This is a genomic window from Streptomyces sp. C1-1 (genome assembly GCF_050214755.1).
In the GTDB taxonomy this organism is placed as follows: domain Bacteria; phylum Actinomycetota; class Actinomycetes; order Streptomycetales; family Streptomycetaceae; genus Streptomyces.
Window position 1 is genome coordinate 6,060,983 of record NZ_CP189826.1, and the last position, 26,153, is coordinate 6,087,135.

Here is a 26,153-nt window from a genome sequence, read left to right on the forward strand (position 1 = left end):
AGATCTGTCAGGTCCCCGGGGCGCGTTCCGGCGTGCCCCGGGGACCTTTGCGCGACGCTGAGGGGCTGATGTGACGGTACGGACGGGACTGATTCCGGCGCCCGGCGAACTCTCGGCGCCACCGCCGGGCGAAGGCGCGGGCCATCTGCTCGACGCCGGTTCCGGCATCGACGCCGGTCCGGGCACCGAACGGGTGGCGCAGTGGCTGCGCGGCACCGTCGGAGCGGCGACCGGGCTGCCGCTGCCGCCGCACACCGGCGACCGCGACGGCATCGTGCTGCGCATCGCCCCGGAGGAGTCCGGCGAGGCCGAGGCCTACGGTCTGACCGTCGACCGGCACGCGATCACGCTGCGGGCGGCGGCCGAGCCCGGACTGTTCCACGCCGCCCAGACCCTGCGCCAACTCCTCGGCCCCGACGCCTTCCGCCGCGCGCCCGTCACCTCGAACCGGCGGTGGGAGGTGCCCGCGGTCACGATTCGCGACGCACCCCGCTTCCGCTGGCGCGGCCTCATGCTCGACGTGGCCCGGCACTTCATGCCCAAGGACGGCGTCCTGCGCTACCTGGACCTGATGGCCGCGCACAAACTCAATGTCCTGCACTTCCACCTGACGGACGACCAGGGCTGGCGCGTCGAGATCCTCAAGTACCCCCGGCTGACCGAGATCGGCTCATGGCGGGCGCGTACGAAATTCGGCCACCGGGCCTCGCCGCTGTGGGAACAGAAGCCGCACGGCGGCTCCTACACCCAGGACGACATCCGGGAGATCGTCGCCTACGCCGCCGAGCGGCATATCACCGTCGTCCCCGAGATCGACGTACCGGGGCACTCGCAGGCCGCCATCGCCGCGTACCCGGAACTCGGCAACACCGACGTCATCGACACCACCACCCTCTCCGTCTGGGACGACTGGGGAATCTCTCCCAACGTACTCGCCCCCACTGACACCACTCTGCGCTTCTACGAGGACGTCTTCGAGGAACTGCTCGGTCTCTTCCCCGCGGACGCCGCCGAGTTCTCGCAGTTCGTCCATGTCGGGGGCGACGAATGCCTCAAGGACCAGTGGCGGCGCTCCCCGGCCGCACAGGCCCGCATCCGCGAACTCGGGCTCGCCGACGAGGACGGCCTCCAGGCGTGGTTCATCGGCCACTTCGACGCCTGGCTGAGCGCGCGCGGACGCCGTCTGATCGGCTGGGACGAGATCCTCGAGGGCGGCCTGGCGAAGGGGGCCGCGGTCTCCTCCTGGCGGGGCTACGGCGGTGGCGTCGCCGCCGCGCGGGCCGGCCACGACGTCGTCATGTGCCCCGAGCAGTACGTGTACCTGGACCACCGTCAGGAGGCGGGCGCCGACGAGCCGGTGCCCATCGGCTACGTCCGCACCCTGGAGGACGTCTACCGTTTCGAGCCCGTGCCACCGGAGTTGACGCCCGAGGAGGCCGAGCACGTCCTCGGCGCGCAGGCCAACGTGTGGACCGAGGTGATGGAGGACCACGCGCGCGTGGACTACCAGACCTTCCCGAGGCTCGCCGCCTTCGCCGAGGTCGCCTGGAGCCGGCTGCCCGCCCCCGGGGAGCGGGATTACGCCGGTTTCGAGGAGCGGATGGCCGTGCACTACCGGCGGCTGGACGCCCTCGGGGTCGGCTATCGGCCACCGTCCGGGCCCCGGCCGTGGCAGCGGCGCCCCGGGGTGCCCGGCCGCCCGATCGAGGGCACGCCCCCGAACAGGTAGTCCCCGAACAGGCAACCGGCCCTCCCGAACGGGCGGTGGAAAACTGTCGTAAGCATCACCGAAGAGTGCCAAATCGCGCGCACCGGCCATGCCGCGCCAAAACGAATCATCTCCCTGGTGGCGGGGGCGAATGCCTCGTAGTGGACCCCCGTCTTCGGGTGCCCCGAAGATGTGCCAGAGTTGCCACGTCCGCCCTGTCAGCACGTACCGTACGGCAACACAGGTGGGACCAGGTGGGGCAGCGGGAAGGGGCAGCCGGTTTGACCACGCACGCACCGCAGGCGGCGCAGTCCGTCACGCTGCCCACGACGCTGGACGAGGCCGTGGCGGCCCTCGTCGCCATGCCCGCCGCCGTGCCCGTGGCGGGCGGCACCGACCTCATGGCCGCCGTCAACTCCGGGCAGCTCAGGCCCGCCGCGCTGGTCGGCCTCGGCCGGATCAGCGAGATCCGCGGCTGGCAGTACCAGGACGGTCACGCACTCCTCGGCGCCGGCCTCACGCACGCGCGTATGGGCCGCCCCGACTTCGCCGCCCTGATCCCGGCGCTCGCCGCCGCCGCCCGCGCCGCGGGCCCGCCGCAGATCCGCAACGCGGGCACCCTGGGCGGCAACATCGCCACGGCCGCGCCCACCGGGGACGCGCTGCCGGTCCTGGCCGCCCTGGAGGCGACACTGATCATCGCGGGCCCGGGCGGAGCCCGCCGGGAGATCCCGGTGTCGCACCTGCTGGCCGGCGTCGACATGCTGCGCGGCGGTGAACTCATCGGGTACGTGCGCGTGCCCCTGCTGCACGCGCCGCAGGTCTTCCTGAAGGCGACCGGCCGGACCGGACCGGGCCGCGCGATGGCCTCCGTCGCGCTGGTCCTCGACCCCGCGCGGCGCGGAGTGCGGTGCGCCGTCGGCGCCATAGCGCCGATGCCGCTGCGTCCGCTGGACGCCGAGCAGTGGGTCGCCCGGCTGATCGACTGGGACAACGGCCGCGCGATCGTCCCCGAGGCGCTGCAGGCCTTCGGGGAGTACGTCGCCGCGGCCTGCATCCCCGACCCGGCCCCCGAGGCCGACGGATCCGTACCGCAGCTTCCGCCCGCCGTTCTGCACCTGCGGCGCACCGTCGCCGCGCTGGCCCGACGAGCACTGGGGAGGGCGCTGTCGTGACCGACGACCAGCACGGAGAGGGCACCCCGCCCCAGAGCGGCGGCCGCTGGGACCCGCTGCCCCAGGGCGATTACGACGACGGTGCGACCGCCTTCGTGAAACTTCCCGAGGGCGGCATCGACGCGCTCCTCGCCGCCGCGGACAGCCCGCTCGCCGCACGCGGCCACGGCTATGTGCCGCCGCAGATACAGACCACGCCGGGCGGCGACCCGGAGGCCCCGGGTGCCTGGGCCGCACCGGCCGACGGCGCCCAGTGGCCCGACCCCAACGCCGTGCCGCACGGCGCCGGGAACGACCAGTTCACGTACAACCCCGCCACCACGCAGCAGTGGGCCTACGAGGAGCCGGCGCGCACCGAGGGCGGTCCTGGGGCCGGCCAGGACGTCACCGGCCAGTGGTCGATCCCCGTCGCCAATGGTGATCTTCCGGACGAATCGGGCGAGTTCACCACGTCGTCCCTCGTCCAGCAGTGGGGCGGAACACCCCCGGCGACCCTCCCCGGCGGCGCGGCCGCGCCCTGGGCGACGGACGGCGCGGGCCTGCCCTGGGGACAGGAGACCGCGGAACCGACGGGAACCGACGGCGCCGGACGCCCCCTCGCCTCGGCGGCGGGCACCGGCACCGCCCCGGGCCGGACGGACGGCGGGCGCACCGGCGCCGGGCACCCGCCCGGTCGTCCGACGGGCGTCGAGCGGCCCCACGGCCACCCCGGCGCACCGCCGACGACGGGCGGACCCGAGGACGGCACCGGCTTCGCGGCCGCCGCGCGCGGGCACGTCGGCGAACAGCCGCGGGAGATCCCGTCCCCGGCCGGCGAACACCCCCGGCAGACCGCCGAGTACGGCGCCGCGGGCGTGGACAGGACCCACGCCGGCGAGCGGATCCCGGAGGCCCCCCAGCAGGCCGGCGATCCCGCCGGACCGCCGACCTCCGGGCACGGCGAGGGCTACGCCTCCGCGTCCGACGCCGCCGCAGCCGCCTCACAGGCCGTCCACGGGGCCCGTGAGGCCGTCAGGGTGGCCGAGGGGGCCCAGGAGGCCGCCGAGGCCGCCGAGGGGCCCGTAGAGGCGTTCACGGAGCCCGGTGACGAACCCGGGACGGAGGACGCGGCGGAGGCCGCAGTCGCCGCCCCCGAGGGCGGTCCGGACACGGCCTCCGACGACACCACCGGCGCCGCGGACACCCCGGACGACTCCGAGGAGCCCGCGTCCTCGCTGCCCGGCGAGGAGCACCCCCTCGCCTCCTACGTCCTGCGCGTCAACGGCGTGGAGCGCCCGGTCTCCGACGCCTGGATCGGCGAGTCGCTGCTCTACGTGCTGCGCGAGCGCCTCGGGCTCGCCGGCGCCAAGGACGGCTGCTCCCAGGGCGAGTGCGGGGCGTGCAACGTCCAGGTCGACGGGCGCCTCGTCGCCTCCTGCCTGGTGCCCGCCGTGACCGCCGCCGGCAGCGAGGTCCGTACCGTCGAGGGCCTCGCGGAGGACGGGCAGCCGTCGGACGTGCAGCGCGCGCTCGCCCGGTGCGGCGCCGTCCAGTGCGGCTTCTGCGTGCCCGGCATGGCGATGACCGTGCACGACCTGCTGGAGGGCAACCCGGCGCCGACCGAGCTGGAGACCCGCCAGGCCCTGTGCGGCAACCTGTGCCGCTGCTCCGGCTACCGGGGCGTCGTCGACGCCGTCCAGGAGGTCGTCGCCGAACGACAGGCGCACAATGCCGCGGACGCCGAACACGACGGCGACGAGGCGCGTATTCCCCACCAGGCGGGTCCGGGAGCCGGCGGTGTCAACCCGTCGGCGTTCGACCCGGCCCCGCACGACCAGGCGTACGGACAGGACGGAGGCCAGGCGTGAGCAACGAAGCCGCCACCGCGACCACCGCCGCGGAGGCAGCACCCGCCCCCGAGCCGATCCCGCACGGCCTCGGCGTCTCCCTGCCGGCCGCCGACGCCCGTGCCAAGACCGAGGGCACGTTCCCGTACGCGGCCGACCTGTGGGCCGAGGGCCTGCTGTGGGCGGCCGTACTGCGCTCCCCGCACCCGCACGCGCGCATCGTGTCGATCGACACGTCCCACGCGAGCGAGATGCCCGGCGTCCGGGCCGTCGTCACGCACGAGGACGTCCCCGGCACCCCGGTGCACGGACGCGGAAAGGCCGACCGCCCGGTCTTCGCCTCGGAGGTCGTACGCCACCACGGCGAACCCATCGCCGCCGTCGCCGCCGACCACCCCGACACCGCCCGCATGGCCGCCGCGGCCATCATGGTCGAGTACGAGGTCCTCGACCCCGTCACCGACCCCGAGCAGGCCTTCGAGGCCGAACCGCTGCACCCCGACGGCAACCTGATCCGGCACATCCCGCTGCGCCACGGCGACCCGGACGCGGCCGGCGAGATCGTCGTCGAGGGCCTGTACCGCATCGGCCGCCAGGACCCCGCCCCCATCGGCGCCGAGGCCGGCCTCGCCGTCCCGCGCCCGGATGGCGGCGTCGAGCTCTACCTGGCCTCCACCGACCCGCACGCCGACCGCGACACGGCCGCCGCGTGCTACGGCCTGGAACCCGAGCGCGTCAAGATCGTCGTCACCGGTGTCCCCGGCGCCACCGCCGACCGCGAGGACCAGGGCTTCCAGCTCCCGCTCGGCCTGCTGGCCCTGCGGACCGGCTGCCCGGTCAAACTCACCGCGACGCGCGAGGAGTCCTTCCTCGGCCACGTCCACCGCCACCCCACCCTGCTCAGATACCGCCACCACGCCGACGCCGAGGGCAGGCTGGTCAAGGTCGAGGCGCAGATCCTGCTCGACGCGGGCGCCTACGCCGACACCTCCTCCGAGGCCCTGGCCGCCGCGGTGGGCTTCGCCTGCGGCCCCTACGTCGTGCCCAACGCCTTCATCGAGGGCTGGGCCGTACGCACCAACAACCCGCCCTCCGGCCACGTCCGGGGCGAGGGCGCCATGCAGGTGTGCGCGGCCTACGAGGCGCAGATGGACAAGCTGGCCAAGAAGCTCGGCGTCGACCCCGCGGAACTGCGCCTGCGCAACGTCCTGGCCACCGGTGACGTCCTGCCGACCGGGCAGACGGTGACCTGCCCGGCACCGGTCGCGGAACTGCTGCAGGCGGTACGGGACTTCCCGCTTCCCGCGCTGCCCAAGGACACCCCCGAGGACGAGTGGCTGCTGCCCGGCGGCCCCGAGGGCGCGGGTGAGCCCGGCGCGGTGCGCCGGGGCGTGGGCTACGGCCTCGGCATGGTCCACATGCTCGGCGCGGAGGGCGCCGACGAGGTCTCCACGGCGACCGTGAAGGTCCAGGACGGCGTCGCGACCGTACTGTGCGCGGCCGTCGAGACCGGCCAGGGCTTCACCACGCTGGCCCGCCAGATCGTCCAGGAGACCCTCGGCATCGACGAGGTGCACGTCGCCCCCGTCGACACCGACCAGCCCCCGGCCGGCGCGGGCTGCCGCGGCCGCCACACGTGGGTCTCCGGCGGCGCGGTGGAACGCGCGGCCAAGATGGTCCGCACCCAGCTCCTGCAGCCGCTCGCCCACAAGTTCGGCATGTCCACGGAGCTGCTCCAGATCACCGACGGCAAGATCACCTCGTACGACGGAGTCCTGTCGACGACCGTCACCGAGGCGATGGACGGCAAGGAACTGTGGGCGACCGCCCAGTGCCGGCCGCACCCCACGGAGCCGCTCGACGACGCCGGCCAGGGCGACGCCTTCGTCGGCATGGCCTTCTGCGCGATCCGCGCGGTGGTCGACGTCGACATCGAACTTGGTTCGGTACGGGTCGTGGAGCTGGCGCTCGCCCAGGACGTCGGCCGCGTCCTGAACCCGGCCCAGCTGGCCGCCCGGATCGAGGCGGGCGTCACCCAGGGCGTGGGCATCGCGCTGACGGAGAACCTGCGCACCGCGCGCGGGCTGATCCGCCACCCCGACCTGACCGGCTACGCGCTGCCCACGGCCCTGGACGCCCCGGACATCCGCATCGTCAGGCTCGTGGAGGAGCGGGACGTGGTGGCGCCCTTCGGGGCGAAGGCGGTGAGCGCGGTGCCGGTGGTGACGTCCCCCGCCGCGATCGCGTCCGCCGTGCGGGCCGCGACCGGCCGCCCGGTGAACCGTCTGCCGATCCGCCCGCAGGCCGCGGTCGTCACGTCGCAGTAGCGGTCGGGACGCCGGTTCCCCGGCCACTGGCCGGACACTCGGAGCCGGCCGTGGGGCGGACGGGGGCGGCGATTCTCGCGGGGAGGGAACGCGCGAGGGTGTGCTGAGCGTCTTGTGATCAGGGGCCGTTGTCAGTGGCGGGGCGTACTGTTTCAAGCAGTGGGAACGGCTGCCGGCCACGAGGCGGACGGCAGGCTGCGTCCACGTCCGGTCGGCCGTCCCCGTGCGGGACTGCGGGCGGACACAGCGGGCCGGGCGCAGCGGAAAATCCGGGGGAGCAAAGGGCATGACGACCGACACCGCCGTCGCGGCGATCAGGTTCACCGAGGACCAACTCGACCCGTACGTCACGCACGCCCCGACGCGGCGCCGGCTGACGGGTCCCGGACTGCCGGGCTCCGGCGCCCTGTTGACGTTCGCCGTGCTGCGCACGGACGGCCTGCGCACGCTGGCGGAGAGCACCGACGGGGCCCCCGGACCCGATCGGGAACTGCGGGACCGGCTGGTGATAGGCGAACTCCTCGCGCCCGTCGGCATGGAGGCGGAGTCGATCCTCCTCGACGGCGGCACGGGCGAGATCAGCACGGCGTACCTCTTCGAGGCGATGGACGACCGTCCGCTGGCGCCCTCGCTGGAGGCGTTGGTGCGGTTCGCCGCGGTCACCGAGGAACTGGCGGACCTGCGCGGGCAGTTCGCGTCGTTCGCCGGACGCCACGGCACCAAGGCGGCGGCCGAGGCCTCCCGGCAGCTGCTGGCGCTGTTCGAGGAGGACACGGACGGCCGGGTCCCGCCGTACTGGAAGGCCGCGGCGCTGATCCGCCCTCTCGCTCTCGCCACCGGCCCCGGAACGCGTACCGGCCTCACCCTGGACGTCCCCGCCCGGCTGCTGGACGAGGAGTTCGGCCACGCGCGCGTGGTCCGCTTCGAGGACGTCGACTTCCCGGCCACGCTCACGCACGAGCCGACCCGTCGCTTCCTGCGCGAGACGGGCCTGCCGGAGGACACGGTCCTGTTCCACCTCGACACCGAGGTGCCGCTGCAGACCCTCGCGGAGTACGCGGCGGACGACCGCCCCGGCACCGCCTCCCCGTTCGAACTCCCCGCGCGGGCCGACCACTTGATACGCCTCGGCCACCTCGTCGAGGACAACAGCCTGGTGGTGGACGGCGCGACGGGCGAGGTCCTGAACTGGAGCGAGCCGGAGGCGAGGCTCTACCCGCTCAACACGGACGTCTCCACCCTCGCCTTCACCCTCTGGCTGCACCAGCGCGAGCGGGGCATCGACAAGTACCTCTCCCACGAGCTCACGACCCAGGCCTACGACCAGCTCGCCGCGACCATGCTCCAGGTGCTCGCCTCGGTCGACCCGACGGCCACGACCACGTCGGCCGACTGGCACTACTGGACCCAGGCCTTCCAGGACGAGGCGGGCGGAGTGCTCTGAGGAGGCGTTCCGGGCGCCGGACGACCGGTGCCCGGAACGCGATCCGCCGCGACCGGGAGACTCTAGGAGGCCTCGGTGCCCGCGCGGCGCCGCCGTGCGGCCACGACCAGGAGGCCACCGAACACTGCCGCGGCGCCCGCCGCACCGGCGACCACCGGGATGCCGTCGGAGCCGGTGCTCGCCAGAGTGCCGGTCACCGAGCCGTCACCGGACCCGGTACCGCCGACTGCCTGGCCCTGCGGGTCGTTGCCGTGGCCGCCGCTGCCACCGCTGCTGGAACCGCCGTCCGTGGAACCGCCGTCCGCGGAACCACCGGTGGAGCCGCCCGAGGTGGTGGGGTCTTCCTCGTTGTCGGTGGGGATGGCGATGTGGATCTGCGCCTTGTCGTTGGCCGGGTTCTTGTCGAAGGCCGGGTGGATGTCGTAGACCGACGTCGCCTTCACCTCGCCGGTGGTGGTCTTCGCATCGGCGTCGATCTTCAGCATGAAGGTGTAGAGGAGCGACTGACCGACCTCGATGGTGTGGTCGGCGGGCGTGCAGACGTACACGGCCGCGCCCGGCGTCCCGCCCGGGGCGGACGGACCGTCGATGTCGAACGGCGAGCAGTCCTTGGGTACTTCGGTGGCGGAGGTGCCCGCCGGGATGTGCACCATGAGCGCGGGTTGGTCGTCGCTCTCCTGGTTGCGTATCCAGCCGGGGCCGTCGTTGCGCAGCGTCGCCGTGACCGACTGCCAGTTCCCCGCGAGGGCCTCGGTGTCGTCGCCGACGGCGACGAGGTCGGCGGTGCTGTCGGCGGTGAGGGCCAGCCGCCGGTAGCTGTCGGTGAAGCCCTCGCCCGGTGTCTCACCGGTGCTGCCGGTGCCGTACTCGACGGCCTCCATCAGCGCCTTGGGCAGCGCCTTGAACCGTACGGCGGTCTTGATGGAGGCGCCGGGCTCGACGACCTCGTCGATCTTGCACACGGCCTGCCGGACCTGGTCCTCGACGGTCGAGTACGTGCAGCCCGCGACGGGCTCCGGGAAGTCGAGCCCGCGGGTCAACCGCACCCGGAAGCTGACGCCGTCCGCGGCGGCGGTGCCCTTGTTGGTGATGACGACGTTCTCGTCGTACACCTCACCCGGCTTGGGCGTCGCCTTCGGCAGCGCCGAAACCACCAGATCGGCCGCGGCGTCCGCGGCATGCGCCGCGGGAGCGACGACGCCGGCGATCGCGACGGCGGCCACGAAGGCGGCCGAGGGCCGGATGTACGAGCGCGTGTGCTGGCGCACGTGGATCTCCTCGTCGAAAACAGACAGCACGACGACCGGTGGGTCGACACCCGGTCATGTGAAGGACACCCGAGGGGCACCTGGGGTTGTGCTGCCGTCGCGGAAGAGACGGACGCATCGGAGGCCGTGGCGGGAATCGAACCCGCGTAACTCGCTTTGCATGTTTGCCCGTGCTGGTCATGGCATGATCCGGCGTCGTTCAGGGGCGTTCAATCCCATACGGATGGCATGGCCGGCGGGACTGTGTGAACGGTCCTGAACGACCGCGCACGCCTACGAACGAAACGGAAACTGAGACGGAGCTAGTGCTCTGACCGCGTAGGTTCGCCGGGTTGGCGGCCGGAGCGGTTGGATAGGCGGTGACGTCCGGTGCGACGCCTGGGCCGTTTTCTGATACGCCTTGGACAAAGTTGCGGGCCGCTGTCGATCCGGCCACGTCCCGTTCGACGTCATGATGTGCGGCGCCTCGCCACACGATGACGCGACAGGACTGACGAGGACACACGTGGATCAACTGCTGAGAGTCATGAACTTCAACGTCTCGAGTGACGGCATCGGTGCCGGTGAGCGCCAGAGTCTCGTGCGGCCGTTCGGCCAGGATCATCCCGAGAGGCTGTTCGCCTGGGCCGGAGCCACGGCGAGCTGGCCCATGCGCACGGATCCCGGAGGGAGCCGGGGCCTCGACGACTACTTCACGCGAGACTTCGCGCGCAACATCGGTGCCGAGATCATGGGCCGCAACAAGTTCGGGCCCCAGCGCGGGCCCTGGCAGGACCATGAGTGGCGCGGCTGGTGGGGGCAGGAGCCCCCCTTCCGCACCCCGGTGTTCGTCATGACCCACCACACGCGTCCGTCGTTCACGCTCTCCGACACCACGTTCCACTTCGTCGACGGCAGCCCGGCCACGGTCCTCGAACGGGCGCGGGAAGCGGCGAAGGGCAAGGACGTCCGGCTAGGTGGTGGGGTCACCACCATCCGGCAGTTCCTTGATGCTGGCCTCGTCGACACCTTGCATGTGGCGGTCTCACCGGTAAAACTCGGGTCCGGACTGCGCCTCTGGGAGTCCCCCGATGAGCTGCTCGACCGGTTCCACCTGGAGGTCGTGCCCAGCCCGAGCGGCGTGACGCACCACCTGTTCTGGCGAAGGTGACGCGAGGGCCCACCCGAGTTCAGGCTGCGACTGCGAGGGGGCGTCCGCCCCAGCGGATGCTCTTCATCGCCCGCCGGTAACGCACCGAACTCGTGCTGCCCCGGCGCACGATCTGCTGCAGCTTCTGCCCTTCCTGGTCGGTCAGTCTGCGCACACGGACGGGCTCGGCCACCGCACCTCCAGCGGTCGGATCGGACGTCACCCCACATCCAACCGTCACGACGGCCAACCCGGCGAACCCATGCGGTCAGAGCACTAGCAACCTGAACCGGAGTGGAAGGAGCTTCTGGCAGAGGCGAAGGTGCGAAATGGGCGTCTGCACGATGCGCGCCACACGGCCGCCACAGTCCTGCTCATCCTCGGTATCCCCGAGCGGGCCGTCATGGGCCTCATGGGGTGGGTCGACAACGGCCATGGCGGCGCGGTACCAGCACATGGTGGACGCAGTGAGGGCCGACGTGGCGAGGCAGGTCGACGGGCTTATCTGGAAGCTGGACGAGACCCGGCGAGAAGGTGAGAACTAGACTTTGTCTCCTTCTTGTCTGCGTCTGCATTCGACGTGGCGCAGTCTAGAAGGTTATTGGGCATCCCTGAAGTACGCGCCAGGCGGAGTTGCTGGCCCTTCCGCAGTGGCCTGTGCGAAAGCCGTGTCTACAATTGAAACAAACTTCAATCCTCGTAAATCACCCTCTGCTTCATGCAATTTACGCCGCGGCCCTCGGCTCATTTCCCAGTGCTTCCTGGCCACTTCGCCGCGGAACTGGCTTGAAAAGATCACCAGTACGGCTTCATCGGTGAGCTCATGTAGCTGGTATTGGGTAAACCACTCACTAACGATCAGATTGACGAAGATTATCCGCCTCGCTTCCTCTGCTGACAGAGCCGTGAAGTCCGGTGCCCAGCAGGACATTAGGGTTGGGTCGTTCAAGGTCGCCATCAGAAGTTCTCTGTGGTAGATGCGGGCCGCCTCTGCGTGCGCAAGGTCTGTTTGCCGCGCCTGGTAAGTCAATGCAGCAGCAACGCCTAAAACGGCGATTGCTGAGAGAACGGCGGCGTAGACTTGACTTACATCGCTGAGTTTTCCCCAGTCCGTTCCTGAGGGTGCGATTTTTATGATCAGTAAGGGAGCTAGCATCAGTGCAAAGATGATCGTTATGCCTACTAGGGCCCGTGTGAGCGACTTTTGACGCCATGCAAGTCCTTGAGCCATGAGCCCCCCTCTGTCGCAGTCTGATCCTGCGTGGAGGCATACCCACCCAGACCGTGAACTGTGTAGATCGTTCAAGCTCGGTTCGAAGCAGGCAAGGGAAGGTTGTGAGTGCTCGGGCCCCGAGTTCTGCTGGTAACTGAGACGGCAACTGAGACGGACTAGCAGAAGGGTGGCCCCTCACAGGGGGCCACCCTTTCGTTTTGCCTGGTCAGGTGTCAGAGGCCGTGGCGGGAATCGAACCCGCGTAACTCGCTTTGCAGGCGAGTCCCTGGACCACTCGGGCACACGGCCGGGTCGGGTGGGCGGTGGGGCCCTTCCGAACTCGGTGAGTCGACCGTATGGGCGGGTGGGGGCGGCGCTCAAGGGAATCGGGGGCGGTGCAACGGGACTGCCATACGGCGTTCATGAAAGGTTCGAGGGGGCGGGGCGTAAGACCAAGGTCCGAGGTCGGGGGAGACCTCCGACAGGGGTGATGGGCGGCTGCGCACCTTACGCTGGCGGGCATGACCGCCCTCGAACCGCGTGACGCCGCCGTCGCAGACCAGACCCGGGGCCGTGCCGAAGAGGGCGTGCTGGGACGGGAGTACCGGGCGCTCAGCGTCGGGATCGTGTCCGTCGTGCTGTTGATCGCCTTCGAGGCGACGGCCGTGGGGACGGCGATGCCGGTGGCGGCGCGGGAGTTGAACGGGGTGGGGCTGTACGCCTTCGCGTTCTCGGGATATTTCACCACCAGCCTGTTCGGGATGGTGTTCGCCGGGCAGTGGTCGGACCGGCGGGGCCCGCTCGGGGCGTTGACCACGGGGATCGGGTGCTTCGCCGCGGGACTGCTGCTGGCCGGGACGGCGTCCGCGATGTGGCTGTTCATCCTGGGGCGCGCCGTTCAGGGGCTGGGCGGCGGGCTCGTGATCGTCGCCCTGTACGTCGTCGTCGGGCGGGCCTACCCCGAGCGGTTGCGGCCGGCGATCATGGCGGGGTTCGCGGCCGGCTGGGTCGTACCGTCGATCGTGGGGCCGCTGGCGTCCGGCGCGGTCACCGAACACCTCGGCTGGCGCTGGGTGTTCGTCGGCATCCCCGTCCTCGTCGTCTTCCCCCTCGCACTCGCGCTGCCGCAGATACGGCGCCGGGCGGGCGGCCCGGTGACCACCCCCGGCGACGACGCCACCCCCGACGGTGCAGTCACCTCCGCCGCCTCCCCCTCCGCCGACCGGCGCCGCATCCGGCTCGCGTTCGCCGTCTCGCTCGGCGCGGGGCTCCTCCAGTACGCCGCCCAGGACCTGCGTCCGCTCTCCCTCCTCCCCGGCGTCGTCGGCGCCGCGCTGCTCGTACCCGCCGTGCTCGGGCTGCTCCCGCGCGGCACCTACCGTGCGGTGCGCGGGCTGCCGTCCGTCGTGCTGCTGCGCGGCATCTCCGCGGGGTCCTTCGTCGCCGCCGAGTCCTTCGTGCCGCTGATGCTCGTCACCGAGCGGGGGCTCACCCCGACGCTGGCCGGGTTCTCGCTCGCGGCCGGCGGCGGAACGTGGGCACTGGGGTCGTGGCTGCAGTCGCGGGCGCGTGTGGAGCCGTACCGGGAGCGGCTGATGACGGTGGGCATGCTGCTCGTGACCGCCGCGATCGCCACCGCGCCCAGCGTGCTGGTCCACTCGGTGCCCGTGTGGACCGTCGCCGTCGCCTGGGCCGTCGGCTGCTTCGGCATGGGTCTGGTGATCTCGTCGACCAGCGTCCTCCTGCTCCAGCTGTCCGCCCCCGAGGAGGCCGGCGCGAACTCCGCCGCCCTCCAGATCTCCGACGGCCTCTCCAACACCGTCCTGCTGGCGGCGGGCGGCGCGGCCTTCGCGGCACTGGGCGGGGGAGCGGTGAGCCATACGGCGACCCAGGCGTCCGGTTCGCATCCTGCGGCCTTCGCCGCGGTGTTCCTGCCGATGGCCGCGGTGGCCCTGGTGGGGGCCTGGGTGGCCACCCGGCTGCGGGGGCCGTCGTAGGAGCCGGCGAGGTTCGGGCCCGGCGCCGGTGCGGCTGTGACGTGGGTCCCACCCACGGGCGACCCGGCCTTGTCCGCGCGTTGACACCGGTGGCCCGCCGGTAGGGTGGCCCGGTTGTCATACGTAGCCGAGCCGCTTCCCGACCCTCGTCAGCCGAGCCGCCCGACCCACCCACGGAGACCGTGACTACTTCCGCCGCCACCAGCTCCGCCTCGCACTCCCACCATCTCTCTCCCGCCTTCCCCGGCCGTGCCCCCTGGGGCACCGCCAGCAAGCTGCGTGCCTGGCAGCAGGGGGCGATGGAGAAGTACGTCCAGGAGCAGCCGCGCGACTTCCTCGCCGTCGCCACACCCGGCGCCGGCAAGACGACCTTCGCGCTGACGCTGGCGTCCTGGCTGCTGCACCACCACGTCGTGCAGCAGGTGACCGTGGTCGCGCCGACCGAGCATCTGAAGAAGCAGTGGGCGGAGGCGGCCGCGCGGATAGGGATCAAGCTCGACCCCGAGTACAGCGCGGGGCCGCTCGGCAAGGACTACCACGGCGTCGCCGTCACCTACGCCGGTGTCGGCGTGCGGCCCATGCTGCACCGCAACCGGGTGGAGCAGCGCAAGACGCTCGTCATCCTCGACGAGATCCACCACGCCGGTGACTCCAAGTCGTGGGGCGAGGCCTGTCTGGAGGCCTTCGAGCCGGCCACCCGCCGTCTGGCGCTCACCGGTACGCCGTTCCGGTCCGACACCAACCCGATCCCCTTCGTCACGTACGAGGAGGGGAACGACGGCATCCGGCGGTCCGCCGCCGACTACACCTACGGCTACGGCAACGCCCTCGCCGACCACGTCGTCCGGCCGGTCATCTTCCTCTCCTACAGCGGCAACATGCGCTGGCGGACGAAGGCGGGCGACGAGATCGCCGCGCGGCTCGGCGAGCCCATGACGAAGGACGCGATCAGCCAGGCCTGGCGTACGGCCCTGGACCCGCGCGGCGAGTGGATGCCGAGCGTGCTGCGCGCCGCCGACCAGCGGCTGACCGAGGTCAGGAAGGGCATCCCGGACGCGGGAGCCCTCGTCATCGCCTCCGACCAGGACTCCGCGCGCGCCTACGCCAAGCTGATCCGCGAGATCACGGGGACCAAGGCGACACTCGTCCTGTCCGACGACGCCGGCGCCTCCAAGCGGATCGACGACTTCAGCGACAGCAACGACCGCTGGATGGTCGCCGTACGCATGGTGTCCGAGGGCGTCGACGTGCCCCGGCTGGCGGTCGGCGTGTACGCCACCACCATCTCCACCCCGCTCTTCTTCGCCCAGGCCGTCGGCCGCTTCGTGCGGTCCAGGCGCCGCGGCGAGACCGCCTCCGTGTTCCTGCCGACCGTCCCCGACCTGCTCACCTTCGCCAACGAGATGGAGGTCGAGCGCGACCACGCCCTCGACAAGCCGAAGAAGGAGGGCGAGGAGGACCCGTACGCCGAGTCCGAGAAGGAGATGGAGGAGGCGAACAAGGAGCAGGACGAGGACACCGGCGAGCAGGAGCAGTTCGCCTTCGAGGCGCTGGAGTCCGAGGCGGTCTTCGACCGGGTGCTGTACGACGGTGCCGAGTTCGGCATGCAGGCCCACCCGGGCAGCGAGGAGGAGCAGGACTACCTCGGCATCCCGGGGCTGCTGGAGCCCGACCAGGTGCAGTTGCTGCTGCAGAAGCGGCAGGCCCGGCAGATCGCGCACAGCCGTAAGAAGCCGGACACGGAGGCCGACCTGCTGGAGCTGCCGGCCGAGCGGCGGCCCGTCGTCTCGCACAAGGAGATGATGGAGCTGCGCAAGCAGCTGAACACCATGGTCAGCGCCTATGTCCACCAGAGCGGCAAGCCGCACGGCGTGATCCACACCGAGCTGCGGCGGGTGTGCGGCGGGCCGCCGAGCGCGGAGGCGACGGCCGGACAGCTCAGGCAGCGGATCGCCAAGGTGCAGGAGTGGGCCACGCGGATGCGGTGACAGCCGTAGGCCCATGGTGCTCGCAGGCCGGTACGCCTGAGACTCGTGCTGGTATCGGGACAAACGGGGTAGTCCCTGCCGTCCCGTGCCCGGATTCTGGACGGAGACTTCCGCTCAGCGAACCCCCTTCGCTACTGTCCCGCTACGCACACGCCCCGTGGCAGCGCCGCCGCGGAGCGCAGCCGTGAAGCGACGCGGCCCGGTACAGGCCGGGTCGCCGGCCGATCGGCGGCCTCTGTTGCGCGTCGCCGACGGGACTCGGTGACGCACTGCCGCTCGGAGGTCGCCGACCTCACCACTTGGAGGAGTGGGCGTCGTGACCGCGGAGACTTCTCAGACGCTCGACCGGGGACTACGCGTCCTCAAGCTGCTGGCCGACACGGACCATGGGCTGACCGTCACCGAGCTTTCCACCAAACTGGGCGTGAACCGGACCGTGGTGTACCGGTTGCTCGCCACTCTGGAACAACACGCCCTCGTACGGCGCGACTTGGGCGGACGTGCCCGGGTCGGGCTGGGTGTGTTGAGGCTGGGACGGCAGGTGCATCCGCTGGTCCGGGAGGCCGCCTTGCCTGCCCTGCGCTCGCTCGCCGAGGACATAGGGGCGACCGCTCATCTGACGCTGGTGGACGGGGCGGACGCGCTGGCGGTCGCCGTCGTCGAGCCCTCCTGGACCGACTATCACGTGGCGTACCGGGCGGGCTTCCGGCATCCGCTGGACCGGGGGGCCGCGGGCAAGGCGATCCTGGCCGCGCGGGCCAAGCCGACGGGGGAGTGCGGGTACACCCTCACGCACGGCGAGCTGGAGGCGGGCGCCAGTGGCGCCGCGGCGCCGTTGCTCGGGGTCACCGGGGTCGAGGGGAGTGTCGGGGTCGTGATGCTCGCCGACGCGGTGCCCGAGCGGGTCGGCCCGCGGGTGGTGGACGCGGCACGGGAGGTCGCCGAAGCCCTGCAGTGAGCGGTGCGGCCCGGAGGCGGCCGAAAGGGTTCTTCGCGTTAGATTGATCCCGTGCTCTCTCGCCTCACCCGCCCCCAGGCCCTCGCCGTCTGCGCGCTGCCCGTCGTGGCGTTGATCGCCACGGCGGTCTTCGCGCCGCTGCCGTTCTCGCTGGCGCAGCCCGGTATGACCGCGAACGTGCTCGGGGAGAACAAGGGCACTCCGGTGATCACCATCTCGGGCGCGAAGACCCGTGCGACCACCGGGCAGCTGCGGATGACGACGATCGAGGCGACCAACCCGGACACGCAGGTCTCGCTCGGCGACGTGCTCTCCGCGTGGTTCGCCACCGACCGGGCCGTCATGCCGCGCGACGCCGTCTACCCCAGCGGGCAGTCCACCCAGCAGATCGAGCAGCACAACAGCGAGCAGATGAAGGAGTCCCAGGACGCGGCGACCGAGGCCGCGCTGGACTACCTCCATCTGACGGGCAAGGACGTCAAGGTCACCCTGAAACTCGCCGACGTGGGCGGGCCCAGCGCCGGGCTGCTGTTCACGCTGGGCATCATCGACAAGCTCGACGGCAACGGCGGTGGCGGCGACCTCACGGGCGGCCGCACCGTCGCCGGTACGGGGACCATCGACGCCGACGGCAAGGTCGGCGCCGTGGGCGGCGTCGCGCTGAAGACGCAGGCCGCGCGGCGGGACGGGGCGACGGTGTTCCTGGTCCCCAGGGCCGAGTGCTCCGACGCCAGGTCAGAGCTGCCGAAGGGGCTCCGGCTGATCCCGGTGACGACGTTGAAGAGCGCCGTGGACTCGCTGGTGGCGCTGGAGAGCGGGAAGGGCTCCGTCGCCTCCTGCTGAAGTCCTGCCCGATCGTCGCCTGCTGAGGTCCTGCCCGATCGTCGCCCGCTGAAGTTCTGTTCGATCGCGCCCGCCGTGCCCGGTCTAGGCGTTCAGCGCCGGCCTCGGTGTGGCGAGGCGCAGGCCCACCTCAACGAGCGTCCAGCCCAGGCGGGCACGGAGATCGAGGGTGCGTACGGCCTCGGCGGCGAGGCGGTGGGCGGCGGCCTCGGCGTGGAGTTCGGCGGCACGGGTGTGGTGCGCGGCGAGGTGGGACTCGGGGGGCAGCATCGGCTCCGGCCTCTCAGTCGTTCATCGGGAACGCGTGCGTGTGGATGCGTACCTGGGCCGCGTCGTCGTCCTCGACGTCCAGGTCGCGGTAGGAGTCGACGAGCGCGTGCATCTTCTCGATCAGTTCACGGGTGAGTTCGGGCGTCAGCCGTAGCGTCGCGCTGCTCATGTCCCAGACGCGGTTCCACTCCTCGGGCCATGAGCCGCGGTCGCCCAGCCAGGTGGACAGGTTCCTGACCTGGCTCATGGCGATCTCGTGGAGGTACAGGTCGGCGGCTCCGCGGACGGCCGGATCGGTGTCGGTGAGCAGGGAGTCGTCGAAGCTGAAGCCCTTGTGGACCGCTTTCCACCAGCGTTCCCGTCCCTTGCCGTGCTCGGGGGCGTCCTCGACGAAGCCGTGGGCGGCGAGCTGGCGCAGGTGGTAGCTGGTGGCGCCGCTCGACTCGCCCAGTTTCTCGGCGAGTTGGGACGCGGTGGCGGGGCCGCCGAAGCGCAGGGCGTCCAGCAGCTGCATACGCAGGGGGTGCGCGAGCCCGCGCAGGGAGCGGGCGTCGAGATGGCGGACCTCCGGGGTCCGTGGCTGCTCGGTCACGCATACAAAGGTAGCGTTGCAAAGAGTCCTTTGCAACGCCTTCTATGCATCGACTTCTTTGCATCGACTTCTTCGCGTCAAGTCTTCTGCGTGGAAGCGTCCCGCGCCGCCTGCTCCACCAGTGGGATGATCCGCAGCGGAACGGGGTTCTCCATCACGATCGCGGTGGCCGCCCGGACGATGCCGTCGATGGCGACGACCCGGTCGATGACCCGCTGGAGATCCGCGTTGGACCGGGCCACCAGCCGGCACAGCATGTCCCCGCTGCCGGTGGTGGTGTGCAGCTCCAGTACCTCCGGCACGGATGCCAGGTGCGCCCGCACGTCGGCGCCCTGGCCCTGCCGGATCTGGAGGGTGGCGAACGCGGTGACCGGGTATCCCAGGGCCGCCGGATCCACCTGCGGCCCGAACCCCCGGATGACACCGTTCGACTGGAGCCGGTCAAGGCGCGCCTGCGCCGTCCCGCGCGCCACCCCCAGCCGCCGGGACATCTCCAGCACCCCGATCCGCGGCTCCAGTGCCAGCAGTACGAGGATCCGGCCGTCGAAGTGGTCGATCGCCACAGCAGCCTCCCGAGTGCGATGGTCATCCTGTACAGAAAGACCGCATCCGCAGCCCTTCTGCTGAACAGATTGTCCAGCTGATACGCAAACTATTGCGCACCTTGCCGCTCCGCATCAGGCTGCCGCTATGACCCAGACCACACACCACACTCCCGACACCGCCCGGCAGGCCGACCCCTTCCCGGTCAAGGGAATGGACGCGGTCGTCTTCGCCGTGGGCAACGCGAAGCAGGCGGCGCACTACTACTCCACCGCCTTCGGCATGCGGCTGGTCGCCTACTCGGGACCCGAGAACGGCAGCCGCGAGACCGCCAGCTACGTGCTCGAGAACGGCTCCGCCCGCTTCGTGTTCACCTCGGTCATCAAGCCCGCCACCACCTGGGGGCACTTCCTCGACCGGCACGTGGCCGAGCACGGCGACGGCGTGGTCGACCTCGCCATCGAGGTCCCGGACGCCCGCGCCGCGTACGCCTACGCGCTGGAGCACGGCGCCAAGAGCGTCGCCGAGCCGTACGAGCTGAAGGACGACAACGGCACGGTCGTCCTCGCAGCGATCGCCACCTACGGCGAGACCCGCCACACCCTGGTCGAGCGCACCGGCTACGACGGCCCCTACCTCCCGGGATTCGTCGCCGCCACCCCGATCGTCGAGCCGCCGGCCCACCGCACCTTCCAGGCCATCGACCACTGCGTCGGCAACGTCGAACTCGGCCGCATGAACGAGTGGGTGGGGTTCTACAACAAGGTCATGGGCTTCACGAACATGAAGGAGTTCGTGGGCGACGACATCGCCACCGAGTACAGCGCGCTGATGTCGAAGGTGGTGGCCGACGGCACGCTCAAGGTCAAGTTCCCGATCAACGAGCCCGCCATCGCCAAGAAGAAGTCCCAGATCGACGAGTACCTGGAGTTCTACGGCGGCGCGGGCGTCCAGCACATCGCGCTCAACACCAACGACATCGTCCAGACGGTACGGACGATGCGGGCGGCCGGCGTCGAGTTCCTCAACACCCCCGACTCCTACTACGACACCCTGGGCGAGTGGGTCGGCGACACCCGGGTGCCGATCGAGACCCTGCGTGAGCTGAAGATCCTCGCCGACCGCGACGAGGACGGCTACCTGCTGCAGATCTTCACCAAGCCGGTCCAGGACAAGCCGACCGTCTTCTTCGAACTCATCGAGCGGCACGGCTCGATGGGCTTCGGCAAGGGCAACTTCAAGGCCCTGTTCGAGGCGATCGAGCGGGAGCAGGCCAAGCGCGGAAACCTGTGAGCCGAAAGCCTTGCGACCGGTGAACGCCGGTTGACACCCTCAAGTCCTGCGGGTGCCGAGGGGGCGCCCACAGGACCTGGGGAACTTCCGTGACCTCTGCGATCAACCTCGCGGTGCCGTCGGTTCGTTGGCTGTGGCAGAAGGCCACGCTCAGGGAGCCGACGGTGCTGCAGTCGTTCGCCTTCGACGAGCCGAACAAGCACCTGTACGTGCTCCAGGTCACCGCCACCGGCCACGCGGCCGGCGATCTGTGCCTCAACAAGCTGGACTACAAGGGCAACCGGCTCGGCCACATGTACCTCAAGGGCTTCGGCCACGGCGTCAGCATGGGCATCCAGCGCGACGCCGAGGACGGCTCCACCTGGATCTGGACCGAGGCCGCCGCCGTCCACGGCTACGGGCAGGGTGTCACCCGCTTCCACTTCGCCGACGGCGCCACCCGCACCGCCGCGAACGTCAAGATCCGTAAGCCGATAGCCGGCTCCACCAACAACCAGCCGTCGGTCTGCCAGGACTCGGGCCGCATCGCCGTCCGCTACCGCGACCAGGCCGACAGGCCCCGCTACCGGATCTGGGACCTCGACGCCTTCACCGCCCGCGACTACGACAACCCCGTCGCCGACTTCGCCCAGGTCGGCGCCCACCCCGACCCCAAGATCCCGTTCCAGGGCTACGCCCTGTACGGCGACGCCGTCTACCAGCTCGCGGGCACGGCCTACAACGCCGTCACCAACCCGGTCGCGGGGCGCGGCAACTCCTACGTCTCCAGCATCTCCGTCACCACCGGCAAGCTGCTCCAGCGGCAGCGCACCGAGGCCGGCTACAGCCTCACCCACCGCGAGCCGGAGGGCGTCGCGGTGCGCGCGGGCTCCGATCCGAAGGTGTACGTCGGCTTCGCCTCCGGGGAGCTCGGAGCGCGCCGCTTCTCGATCTTCGTCAAGGAGGACAGCGACTGAACCGCGTCGTAGCCTGTCCGCATGGCCAGGATCAACGACGTGGGCGGGACGCAGGGCTTCGGCGCCGTCGACATCACCGACGACGCCGCACCCTTCCACGCGGACTGGGAGGCCCGGGTCGTCGGGCTGCTCAACGCCCTGCGTGAGCAAGGGCTGTTCAACACCAACGAGTTCCGGGACGCGATCGAGTCCATGCCGCCGACGGAGTACCTGTCGACGTCGTACTACGAGCGCTGGTTCGAGGCCATCCGCATCCTGCTCGAGCGCAAGGGCGTGCTGAAGCCGGGTGAGCTCGATGCCCGGTGACCGTTTCCCGCCCGGCACCCGCGTCCGCACCTTCCACCACGACCCGCCCCACCACACCCGCCTGCCGCGCTACGCCCGCGGCAAGCGGGGCGTCGTGATCGAACCGGAGGGACCGGCGGAACTGGCCGACGTCAGCGCGCAGGGCCGCGGGGACGCGCCGGTGGAGCAGGTCTACGCCGTCCGGTTCGCGGCCCGTGACCTGTGGGGCGAGGGCGACCACCACGTCGTACTGGATCTGTGGGAAAGCTATCTGGAAGAGGATCCCGAGCATGAGCGGTGACCACTCCGACGCGACCATCGCCCGTCGGGTACGACGCCTGGAGACCCTGCTGGAGGAGAAGGGCGTGCTCTCCGGCGCCCGGCTCGACGAGATCATCGACGCGACCCTGTCCGGGGCGACACCGGCGAACGGGGCACGGGTCGTCGCGCGGGCCTGGGTCGACGAGGAGTTCAGGTCCCGTCTGCTTGCCGACGGTACGGCCGCGGTCCGTGAACTCGGCTTCATGGAGGGCTCGTACCAGCGTCTGAGGGTCGTCGAGAACACCGCGACGACCCACAACGTCATCGTCTGCACCCTGTGCTCCTGCTATCCGCTGCGCCTGCTCGGCCCGTCGCCCAGCTGGTACAAGTCCGAGGCCTACCGCTCCCGGGTGGTCCGCGAACCGCGGGCGGTCCTGGCGGAGTTCGGACTGGAGTTGCCCGCCGGCACGGAGATCACCGTGTGGGACTCCAGCGCCGAGACCCGCTACATGGTGCTGCCGCGCAGGCCGGAGGGCACCCGGGAACTGGGGGAGGAGCAGCTGGCCGCACTGGTGACCCGCAACGCGCTCATCGGCACCGCCGCCGTATGACTCAACCCTCCTCGTCCTGAGCCTCCTTGCTCTCCTTGGCGGCCGGCACCGGCACGTCCGGCGGCTCGCCCAGCGCCGCCAGCGCCTGCCGCGCCGAGGGGACCTGCAGCACGGAGAAGTACGGGTTGATGCGCAGCGCCTCCTGCAGATGCCGCCGCGCGGCCCCGGAAAGCTCCAACTCCTTCTCGATCACGCCCCGGTGGTACGCGTACAGCGCGCTGCGCACTCCGCCCCCGTGCACCGGGTCCGTCGCCGCCGTCGCGAACCGCAGCGCCTCCTTGTCCTGCCCGGCGCGGTGCAGCGCCCACCCCAGCGCGTCGGCCACCTCGATGCCGGGCTGCTTGCGCCACTCGGCGCGCAGGAGCTGCACGGCGGTCCGCGCGTCCCCGTGGTCGGCCTCCAGCCGCCCGAGCACCAGCGTCTCGTCGACACCCGACTCGGCCACCTCGCGCACCCGCGCCCGCACGGCGTCGTACTCCACCCGGGCCGCCTGACCGAGCCCCAGCGACTCGTACAACTCGCCCAGTTCCAGGGCGTACTGGGGGCACGGCTGCTTGGTGAGGGCCACCCGGTAGGCGTTCAGCGCCTCCGTCGTCCGCCCCAGCGCGGCCAGCGTCCGCCCCTGCCCGGCCAGCGCCGCCCGCTGGTCGGGATCGATCCGCACCGCCTCCTGGAAGCGCCGCAACGCGTCCCCCAGATCCCCGCGCTCGAAGGACAGCTCCCCGGCCCGCTCCAGCCACGCCGCCCGCTCGGCGGGCGACGACGCTCCCGCCGCCGCGTCGGACAGCTGGGCCGCGGCGTCCTCACGCCAGCCCCGGTCGCGGTAGACGGCCGCCGCCCGCGCCCGGACGGCCGGCCCGCCGTGCAGCTCCAGCAGCCGGTCCAGGGTCCGCTTGACCGCCTTGTAGTCACCCAGCCCGGTGTAGGCGTCGAGCAGCGGCGGATACGTCGTCCACCGCTTCGGCTCCACTTTCAGCGCCGTCTCGCCCCAGGCCCGCGCGGCCGGGAAGTCGCGGCGCGCGTTCGCCAGCGCCGCCATGCCGTCCAGCGCCGCGACCTGCACGTCCTTCCGCGCCCCCGCCACCCGCAGCGAGGTCCGCAGCGCCTGCTCGGCCCGCGGATAGTTCGCCGCGTCCGCGGTCCGCCGCCCCTGCTCCACGTACGCCGCCCCCAGCACCGCCCAGGCCCGCCCGTCCTGCGGATGCCCCCGTACCCACGCCTCCCGCCCTCCGATCAGCGTCCCCAGTTCGGGCAGCCCGGCCGGCACCCCCGCGACGACGGCCGAGAGCGCCTGCGCCCCCGCCGCCGGAGCGACGAGAGGCCTGGTCACGGGCCGTTCCCAGGGCCACAGCGCCACCGCCGCGCCGAGCGCCAGGGACCCGGCGAGAGCGGCGATCAGTACCCGCCTGCCGGTCCGCGGACGCCGTTCCTCCTGCTCCTTCTCCATGCCGCTCACTCTGCGCCAGTACGACGACCACACCCGGCATACGTCCACTGCGGTGGACGGGGTTCACACCGATGGCCCCTGGTGCGACGCTGTGATCATGAGCCGTATCGAAGCGCCCTCCGACGCAGCCACCGGAAACCTCGTCGACCGGCTCCTGACCGGTCTGCCCGCCGAGGCCGTCCTGATCGACCCCGACGTCACGGCGTCCTACGCCAACGACATGGCCAGCTTCTGTCCGGCCGGCCCCCCTGCCGTGGTCGTGCTGCCCCGCACCGTCGAGCAGGTCCAGCACGTCATGCGCATCGCCACCGAACTGCGCGTCCCGGTCGTCCCGCAGGGCGCCCGCACCGGCCTGTCCGGCGGCGCCAACACCTCCGAGGGATGCATCGCGCTGTCCCTGACCAAGATGGACCGCATCCTGGAGATCAGCCCGGTCGACCGCATCGCCGTGGTCGAACCGGGCGTCGTCAACGCCACGCTCTCCCGCGCGGTCAACGAACACGGCCTGTGCTACCCGCCCGACCCCTCCAGCTGGGAGATGTGCACGATCGGCGGCAACATCGGCACCGCCTCGGGAGGCCTGTGCTGCGTCAAGTACGGCGTGACGGCCGAGTACGTCCTCGGGCTCGACGTCGTCCTCGCCGACGGCCGCCTCATGTCCACCGGCCGCCGCACCGCGAAGGGCGTCGCCGGCTACGACCTCACCCGCCTCTTCGTCGGCTCCGAGGGCTCCCTCGGCATCGTCGTCCGGGCGGTCCTGGCGCTGAAGCCGCAGCCGCCCGAGCAGCTCGTGCTGGCCGCCGAGTTCGCCTCCGCGACCGCCGCCTGCGACGCGGTGTGCCGGATCATGGCGGGCGGCCACGTCCCCTCGCTGCTCGAGCTCATGGACCGTACGACGGTCAAGGCCGTCAACGACCTCGCGCACATGGGTCTGCCGGAGAGCACGGAGGCGCTGCTGCTGGCCGCCTTCGACACCCCGGACCCCGCCGCCGACCTCGCCGCCGTCGGCGCCCTGTGCGAGGCGGCCGGCGCCACCCAGGTCGTCCCCGCCGACGACGTCGCCGAGTCCGAACTCCTCCTCCAGGCCCGGCGGCTGTCGCTGACCGCGCTGGAGGCGGTCAAGGGCACGACGATGATCGACGACGTGTGCGTGCCCCGCTCCAGGCTCGGCGAGATGCTGGAAGGCGTGGAGCGGATCGCCGAGAAGTACAACCTCACCATCGGCGTCTGCGCCCACGCCGGCGACGGCAACACCCACCCCACCGTCTGCTTCGACGCGGCCGACCCCGACGAGTCCCGGCGCGCCCGCGAGTCCTTCGACGAGATCATGGCCCTCGGCCTCCAGCTCGGCGGCACGATCACCGGCGAACACGGCGTGGGTGTACTGAAGAAGGAGTGGCTGGCGCGCGAGATCGGGCCGGTCGGGGTGGAGATGCAACGGCAGATCAAGCAGGTCTTCGATCCGCTGGGCATCCTCAACCCCGGCAAGCTCTTCTGACCCGGCCACCGGTGCGGTCACCGGGCGAGCAGCTGGTCGAGCGCGTCGTCGATCCCCAGCTGCTCGCCCTCGGTCCCCGGAGGCACCACCCGCAGCGTCCGCTCCAGCCAGGCGGACACCTGCGCGGCGGGCGCCTCCAGCAGGGCGTCCCCGTCCGGCGAGCTCAGCGCCATCAGCACGACGCTGCGCCCCTCGGTCTTCGTCGGCCACACCCGCACGTCCCCGTGCCCGCACGGCCGGAACACCCCCTCCACCAGCAGCTGGCGGGAGAACGTCCAGTCCACGGGGTGCTCGGAGTTGATGTGGAAGGCGATGTGCACGGCGTACGGGTCGTCGGTGCGGTAGCTGAGCCGGGCCGGTACGGGGATGCCGCGTTCCGGCGACAGGATCAGCCTGAGTTCCAACTCGCGTTCCACGACGGTGTAGTGCATGACGTCCGGTTCCTCTCTCGGGCAGGTGTACGGGGCCCTGTGGACGGGCCCGTACAGGGGAGAGAGGGGCGGGGCCGCAACCATTACGCG

The 26,153-nt window shown here is 71.5% G+C and carries 23 protein-coding genes, 1 tRNA gene and 2 pseudogenes; 17 read left to right on the forward strand and 9 right to left on the reverse strand.

The window, feature by feature from the left end; translation table 11 throughout:
* Positions 1-70 precede the first annotated feature (70 nt).
* The 5 genes from ACQF4J_RS27675 (at position 71) to ACQF4J_RS27695 (ending at position 8,480) form a co-directional block, all read left to right on the forward strand.
* A complete protein-coding gene (locus ACQF4J_RS27675; RefSeq protein WP_427167035.1) occupies positions 71-1,729 on the forward strand; it encodes a beta-N-acetylhexosaminidase in 1,659 nt (552 codons plus the stop codon).
* A 260-nt stretch (positions 1,730-1,989) separates the two neighbouring features.
* On the forward strand, positions 1,990-2,883 hold the full coding sequence (locus ACQF4J_RS27680) for an FAD binding domain-containing protein (protein ID WP_142152278.1): 894 nt from the start codon (positions 1,990-1,992) through the stop codon (positions 2,881-2,883).
* On the forward strand, positions 2,880-4,730 hold the full coding sequence (locus ACQF4J_RS27685; RefSeq protein ID WP_427167038.1) for a 2Fe-2S iron-sulfur cluster-binding protein: 1,851 nt from the start codon (positions 2,880-2,882) through the stop codon (positions 4,728-4,730). Before ACQF4J_RS27680 ends, ACQF4J_RS27685 begins: the two co-directional genes overlap by 4 nt.
* Positions 4,727-7,036, forward strand: a complete 2,310-nt coding sequence (locus tag ACQF4J_RS27690) for a xanthine dehydrogenase family protein molybdopterin-binding subunit (RefSeq protein WP_351570607.1) — start codon at positions 4,727-4,729, stop codon at positions 7,034-7,036. Before ACQF4J_RS27685 ends, ACQF4J_RS27690 begins: the two co-directional genes overlap by 4 nt.
* Positions 7,037-7,322: 286 nt before the next feature.
* The gene (locus tag ACQF4J_RS27695; RefSeq protein ID WP_351570605.1) at positions 7,323-8,480 is read left to right on the forward strand and encodes an SUKH-4 family immunity protein; all 1,158 of its coding nucleotides are present in this window, start codon (positions 7,323-7,325) and stop codon (positions 8,478-8,480) included.
* Positions 8,481-8,542: 62 nt separating this feature from the next.
* Here ACQF4J_RS27695 and ACQF4J_RS27700 read toward each other — a convergent pair whose 3' ends face one another.
* On the reverse strand, positions 8,543-9,748 hold the full coding sequence (locus ACQF4J_RS27700) for a hypothetical protein (protein ID WP_427167040.1): 1,206 nt from the start codon (positions 9,746-9,748) through the stop codon (positions 8,543-8,545).
* A 505-nt stretch (positions 9,749-10,253) separates the two neighbouring features.
* On the opposite strand from ACQF4J_RS27700, the gene ACQF4J_RS27705 reads away from it, so the two are divergent.
* Positions 10,254-10,898 carry a dihydrofolate reductase family protein gene (locus ACQF4J_RS27705; protein WP_427167041.1) on the forward strand — a complete coding sequence of 215 codons (645 nt, stop codon included), beginning with the start codon at positions 10,254-10,256 and terminating at the stop codon, positions 10,896-10,898.
* Positions 10,899-10,941: 43 nt separating this feature from the next.
* On the opposite strand, the pseudogene ACQF4J_RS27710 reads toward ACQF4J_RS27705, so the two are convergent.
* A pseudogene (locus ACQF4J_RS27710) lies at positions 10,942-11,070 on the reverse strand (IS630 family transposase); the annotation flags it as partial.
* 99 nt (positions 11,071-11,169) lie between these two features.
* Here ACQF4J_RS27710 and ACQF4J_RS27715 point away from each other — a divergent pair.
* Positions 11,170-11,422, forward strand: a pseudogene (locus ACQF4J_RS27715) (tyrosine-type recombinase/integrase); the annotation flags it as partial.
* Between the two features lie 53 nt (positions 11,423-11,475).
* Here ACQF4J_RS27715 and ACQF4J_RS27720 read toward each other — a convergent pair.
* On the reverse strand, positions 11,476-12,108 hold the full coding sequence (locus ACQF4J_RS27720; protein WP_351800168.1) for a DUF6082 family protein: 633 nt from the start codon (positions 12,106-12,108) through the stop codon (positions 11,476-11,478).
* Positions 12,109-12,327: 219 nt separating this feature from the next.
* Positions 12,328-12,399: transfer RNA gene (locus ACQF4J_RS27725), tRNA-Cys, on the reverse strand.
* Between the two features lie 212 nt (positions 12,400-12,611).
* On the opposite strand from ACQF4J_RS27725, the gene ACQF4J_RS27730 reads away from it, so the two are divergent.
* The 4 genes from ACQF4J_RS27730 to ACQF4J_RS27745 all read left to right on the forward strand — a co-directional run bounded on the left by ACQF4J_RS27730 (position 12,612) and on the right by ACQF4J_RS27745 (position 17,876).
* Positions 12,612-14,087, forward strand: coding sequence for an MFS transporter (locus ACQF4J_RS27730; RefSeq protein ID WP_427167043.1), 1,476 nt, complete (start codon positions 12,612-12,614; stop codon positions 14,085-14,087).
* 182 nt (positions 14,088-14,269) lie between these two features.
* Positions 14,270-16,075 carry a DEAD/DEAH box helicase gene (locus ACQF4J_RS27735; protein ID WP_351570580.1) on the forward strand — a complete coding sequence of 602 codons (1,806 nt, stop codon included), beginning with the start codon at positions 14,270-14,272 and terminating at the stop codon, positions 16,073-16,075.
* 316 nt (positions 16,076-16,391) lie between these two features.
* Complete coding sequence (locus ACQF4J_RS27740) at positions 16,392-17,033, forward strand: IclR family transcriptional regulator (RefSeq protein WP_351570577.1); 642 nt, start codon at positions 16,392-16,394, stop codon at positions 17,031-17,033.
* A gap of 51 nt (positions 17,034-17,084) precedes the next feature.
* Positions 17,085-17,876, forward strand: a complete 792-nt coding sequence (locus tag ACQF4J_RS27745) for a S16 family serine protease (RefSeq protein WP_351570574.1) — start codon at positions 17,085-17,087, stop codon at positions 17,874-17,876.
* 84 nt (positions 17,877-17,960) lie between these two features.
* On the opposite strand, the gene ACQF4J_RS27750 is transcribed toward ACQF4J_RS27745, so the two are convergent.
* The 3 genes from ACQF4J_RS27750 to ACQF4J_RS27760 form a co-directional block, all read right to left on the reverse strand.
* Positions 17,961-18,143 carry a hypothetical protein gene (locus tag ACQF4J_RS27750; protein ID WP_427168625.1) on the reverse strand — a complete coding sequence of 61 codons (183 nt, stop codon included), beginning with the start codon at positions 18,141-18,143 and terminating at the stop codon, positions 17,961-17,963.
* Between the two features lie 16 nt (positions 18,144-18,159).
* The gene (locus ACQF4J_RS27755) at positions 18,160-18,738 is read right to left on the reverse strand and encodes an ArsR/SmtB family transcription factor (RefSeq protein WP_351570570.1); all 579 of its coding nucleotides are present in this window, start codon (positions 18,736-18,738) and stop codon (positions 18,160-18,162) included.
* A gap of 77 nt (positions 18,739-18,815) precedes the next feature.
* Positions 18,816-19,301: an Lrp/AsnC family transcriptional regulator gene (locus ACQF4J_RS27760; protein ID WP_427167045.1), complete on the reverse strand. Its 486-nt coding sequence runs from the start codon at positions 19,299-19,301 to the stop codon at positions 18,816-18,818.
* 127 nt (positions 19,302-19,428) lie between these two features.
* On the opposite strand from ACQF4J_RS27760, the gene hppD reads away from it, so the two are divergent.
* The 5 genes from hppD to nthA all read left to right on the forward strand — a co-directional run bounded on the left by hppD (position 19,429) and on the right by nthA (position 22,687).
* A complete protein-coding gene (hppD, locus tag ACQF4J_RS27765) occupies positions 19,429-20,574 on the forward strand; it encodes a 4-hydroxyphenylpyruvate dioxygenase (protein ID WP_351570564.1) in 1,146 nt (381 codons plus the stop codon).
* Between the two features lie 89 nt (positions 20,575-20,663).
* Positions 20,664-21,530, forward strand: coding sequence for a Teichoic acid biosynthesis protein C (Precursor) (locus ACQF4J_RS27770; protein ID WP_351570562.1), 867 nt, complete (start codon positions 20,664-20,666; stop codon positions 21,528-21,530).
* 21 nt (positions 21,531-21,551) lie between these two features.
* Complete coding sequence (locus tag ACQF4J_RS27775) at positions 21,552-21,836, forward strand: hypothetical protein (RefSeq protein ID WP_351570560.1); 285 nt, start codon at positions 21,552-21,554, stop codon at positions 21,834-21,836.
* Complete coding sequence (locus ACQF4J_RS27780) at positions 21,826-22,116, forward strand: SH3-like domain-containing protein (protein ID WP_351570558.1); 291 nt, start codon at positions 21,826-21,828, stop codon at positions 22,114-22,116. Before ACQF4J_RS27775 ends, ACQF4J_RS27780 begins: the two co-directional genes overlap by 11 nt.
* Positions 22,106-22,687, forward strand: coding sequence for a nitrile hydratase subunit alpha (nthA, locus tag ACQF4J_RS27785; RefSeq protein ID WP_351570555.1), 582 nt, complete (start codon positions 22,106-22,108; stop codon positions 22,685-22,687). Before ACQF4J_RS27780 ends, nthA begins: the two co-directional genes overlap by 11 nt.
* Position 22,688: 1 nt before the next feature.
* On the opposite strand, the gene ACQF4J_RS27790 is transcribed toward nthA, so the two are convergent.
* Positions 22,689-24,134, reverse strand: coding sequence for a tetratricopeptide repeat protein (locus ACQF4J_RS27790; RefSeq protein WP_427167046.1), 1,446 nt, complete (start codon positions 24,132-24,134; stop codon positions 22,689-22,691).
* Positions 24,135-24,225: 91 nt separating this feature from the next.
* On the opposite strand from ACQF4J_RS27790, the gene ACQF4J_RS27795 reads away from it, so the two are divergent.
* On the forward strand, positions 24,226-25,632 hold the full coding sequence (locus ACQF4J_RS27795) for an FAD-binding oxidoreductase (RefSeq protein ID WP_351570786.1): 1,407 nt from the start codon (positions 24,226-24,228) through the stop codon (positions 25,630-25,632).
* Between the two features lie 17 nt (positions 25,633-25,649).
* Here the strand turns inward: ACQF4J_RS27795 and ACQF4J_RS27800 are convergent, their stop codons facing one another.
* Positions 25,650-26,063, reverse strand: a complete 414-nt coding sequence (locus tag ACQF4J_RS27800) for an SsgA family sporulation/cell division regulator (RefSeq protein WP_351570549.1) — start codon at positions 26,061-26,063, stop codon at positions 25,650-25,652.
* Positions 26,064-26,153: the final 90 nt, after the last annotated feature.

Excerpts from the sequence above, each read along its gene's own strand:
- ACQF4J_RS27695 (WP_351570605.1), top strand. The coding sequence starts at position 7,323 with ATGACGACCGACACCGCCGTCGCGGCGATCAGGTTCACCGAGGACCAA.
- ACQF4J_RS27720 (WP_351800168.1), bottom strand. The coding sequence starts at position 12,108 with ATGGCTCAAGGACTTGCATGGCGTCAAAAGTCGCTCACACGGGCCCTA.
- ACQF4J_RS27730 (WP_427167043.1), top strand. The coding sequence starts at position 12,612 with ATGACCGCCCTCGAACCGCGTGACGCCGCCGTCGCAGACCAGACCCGG.
- hppD (WP_351570564.1), top strand. The coding sequence starts at position 19,429 with ATGACCCAGACCACACACCACACTCCCGACACCGCCCGGCAGGCCGAC.
- ACQF4J_RS27775 (WP_351570560.1), top strand. The coding sequence starts at position 21,552 with ATGGCCAGGATCAACGACGTGGGCGGGACGCAGGGCTTCGGCGCCGTC.
- ACQF4J_RS27780 (WP_351570558.1), top strand. The coding sequence starts at position 21,826 with ATGCCCGGTGACCGTTTCCCGCCCGGCACCCGCGTCCGCACCTTCCAC.
- nthA (WP_351570555.1), top strand. The coding sequence starts at position 22,106 with ATGAGCGGTGACCACTCCGACGCGACCATCGCCCGTCGGGTACGACGC.
- ACQF4J_RS27790 (WP_427167046.1), bottom strand. The coding sequence starts at position 24,134 with ATGGAGAAGGAGCAGGAGGAACGGCGTCCGCGGACCGGCAGGCGGGTA.
- ACQF4J_RS27800 (WP_351570549.1), bottom strand. The coding sequence starts at position 26,063 with ATGCACTACACCGTCGTGGAACGCGAGTTGGAACTCAGGCTGATCCTG.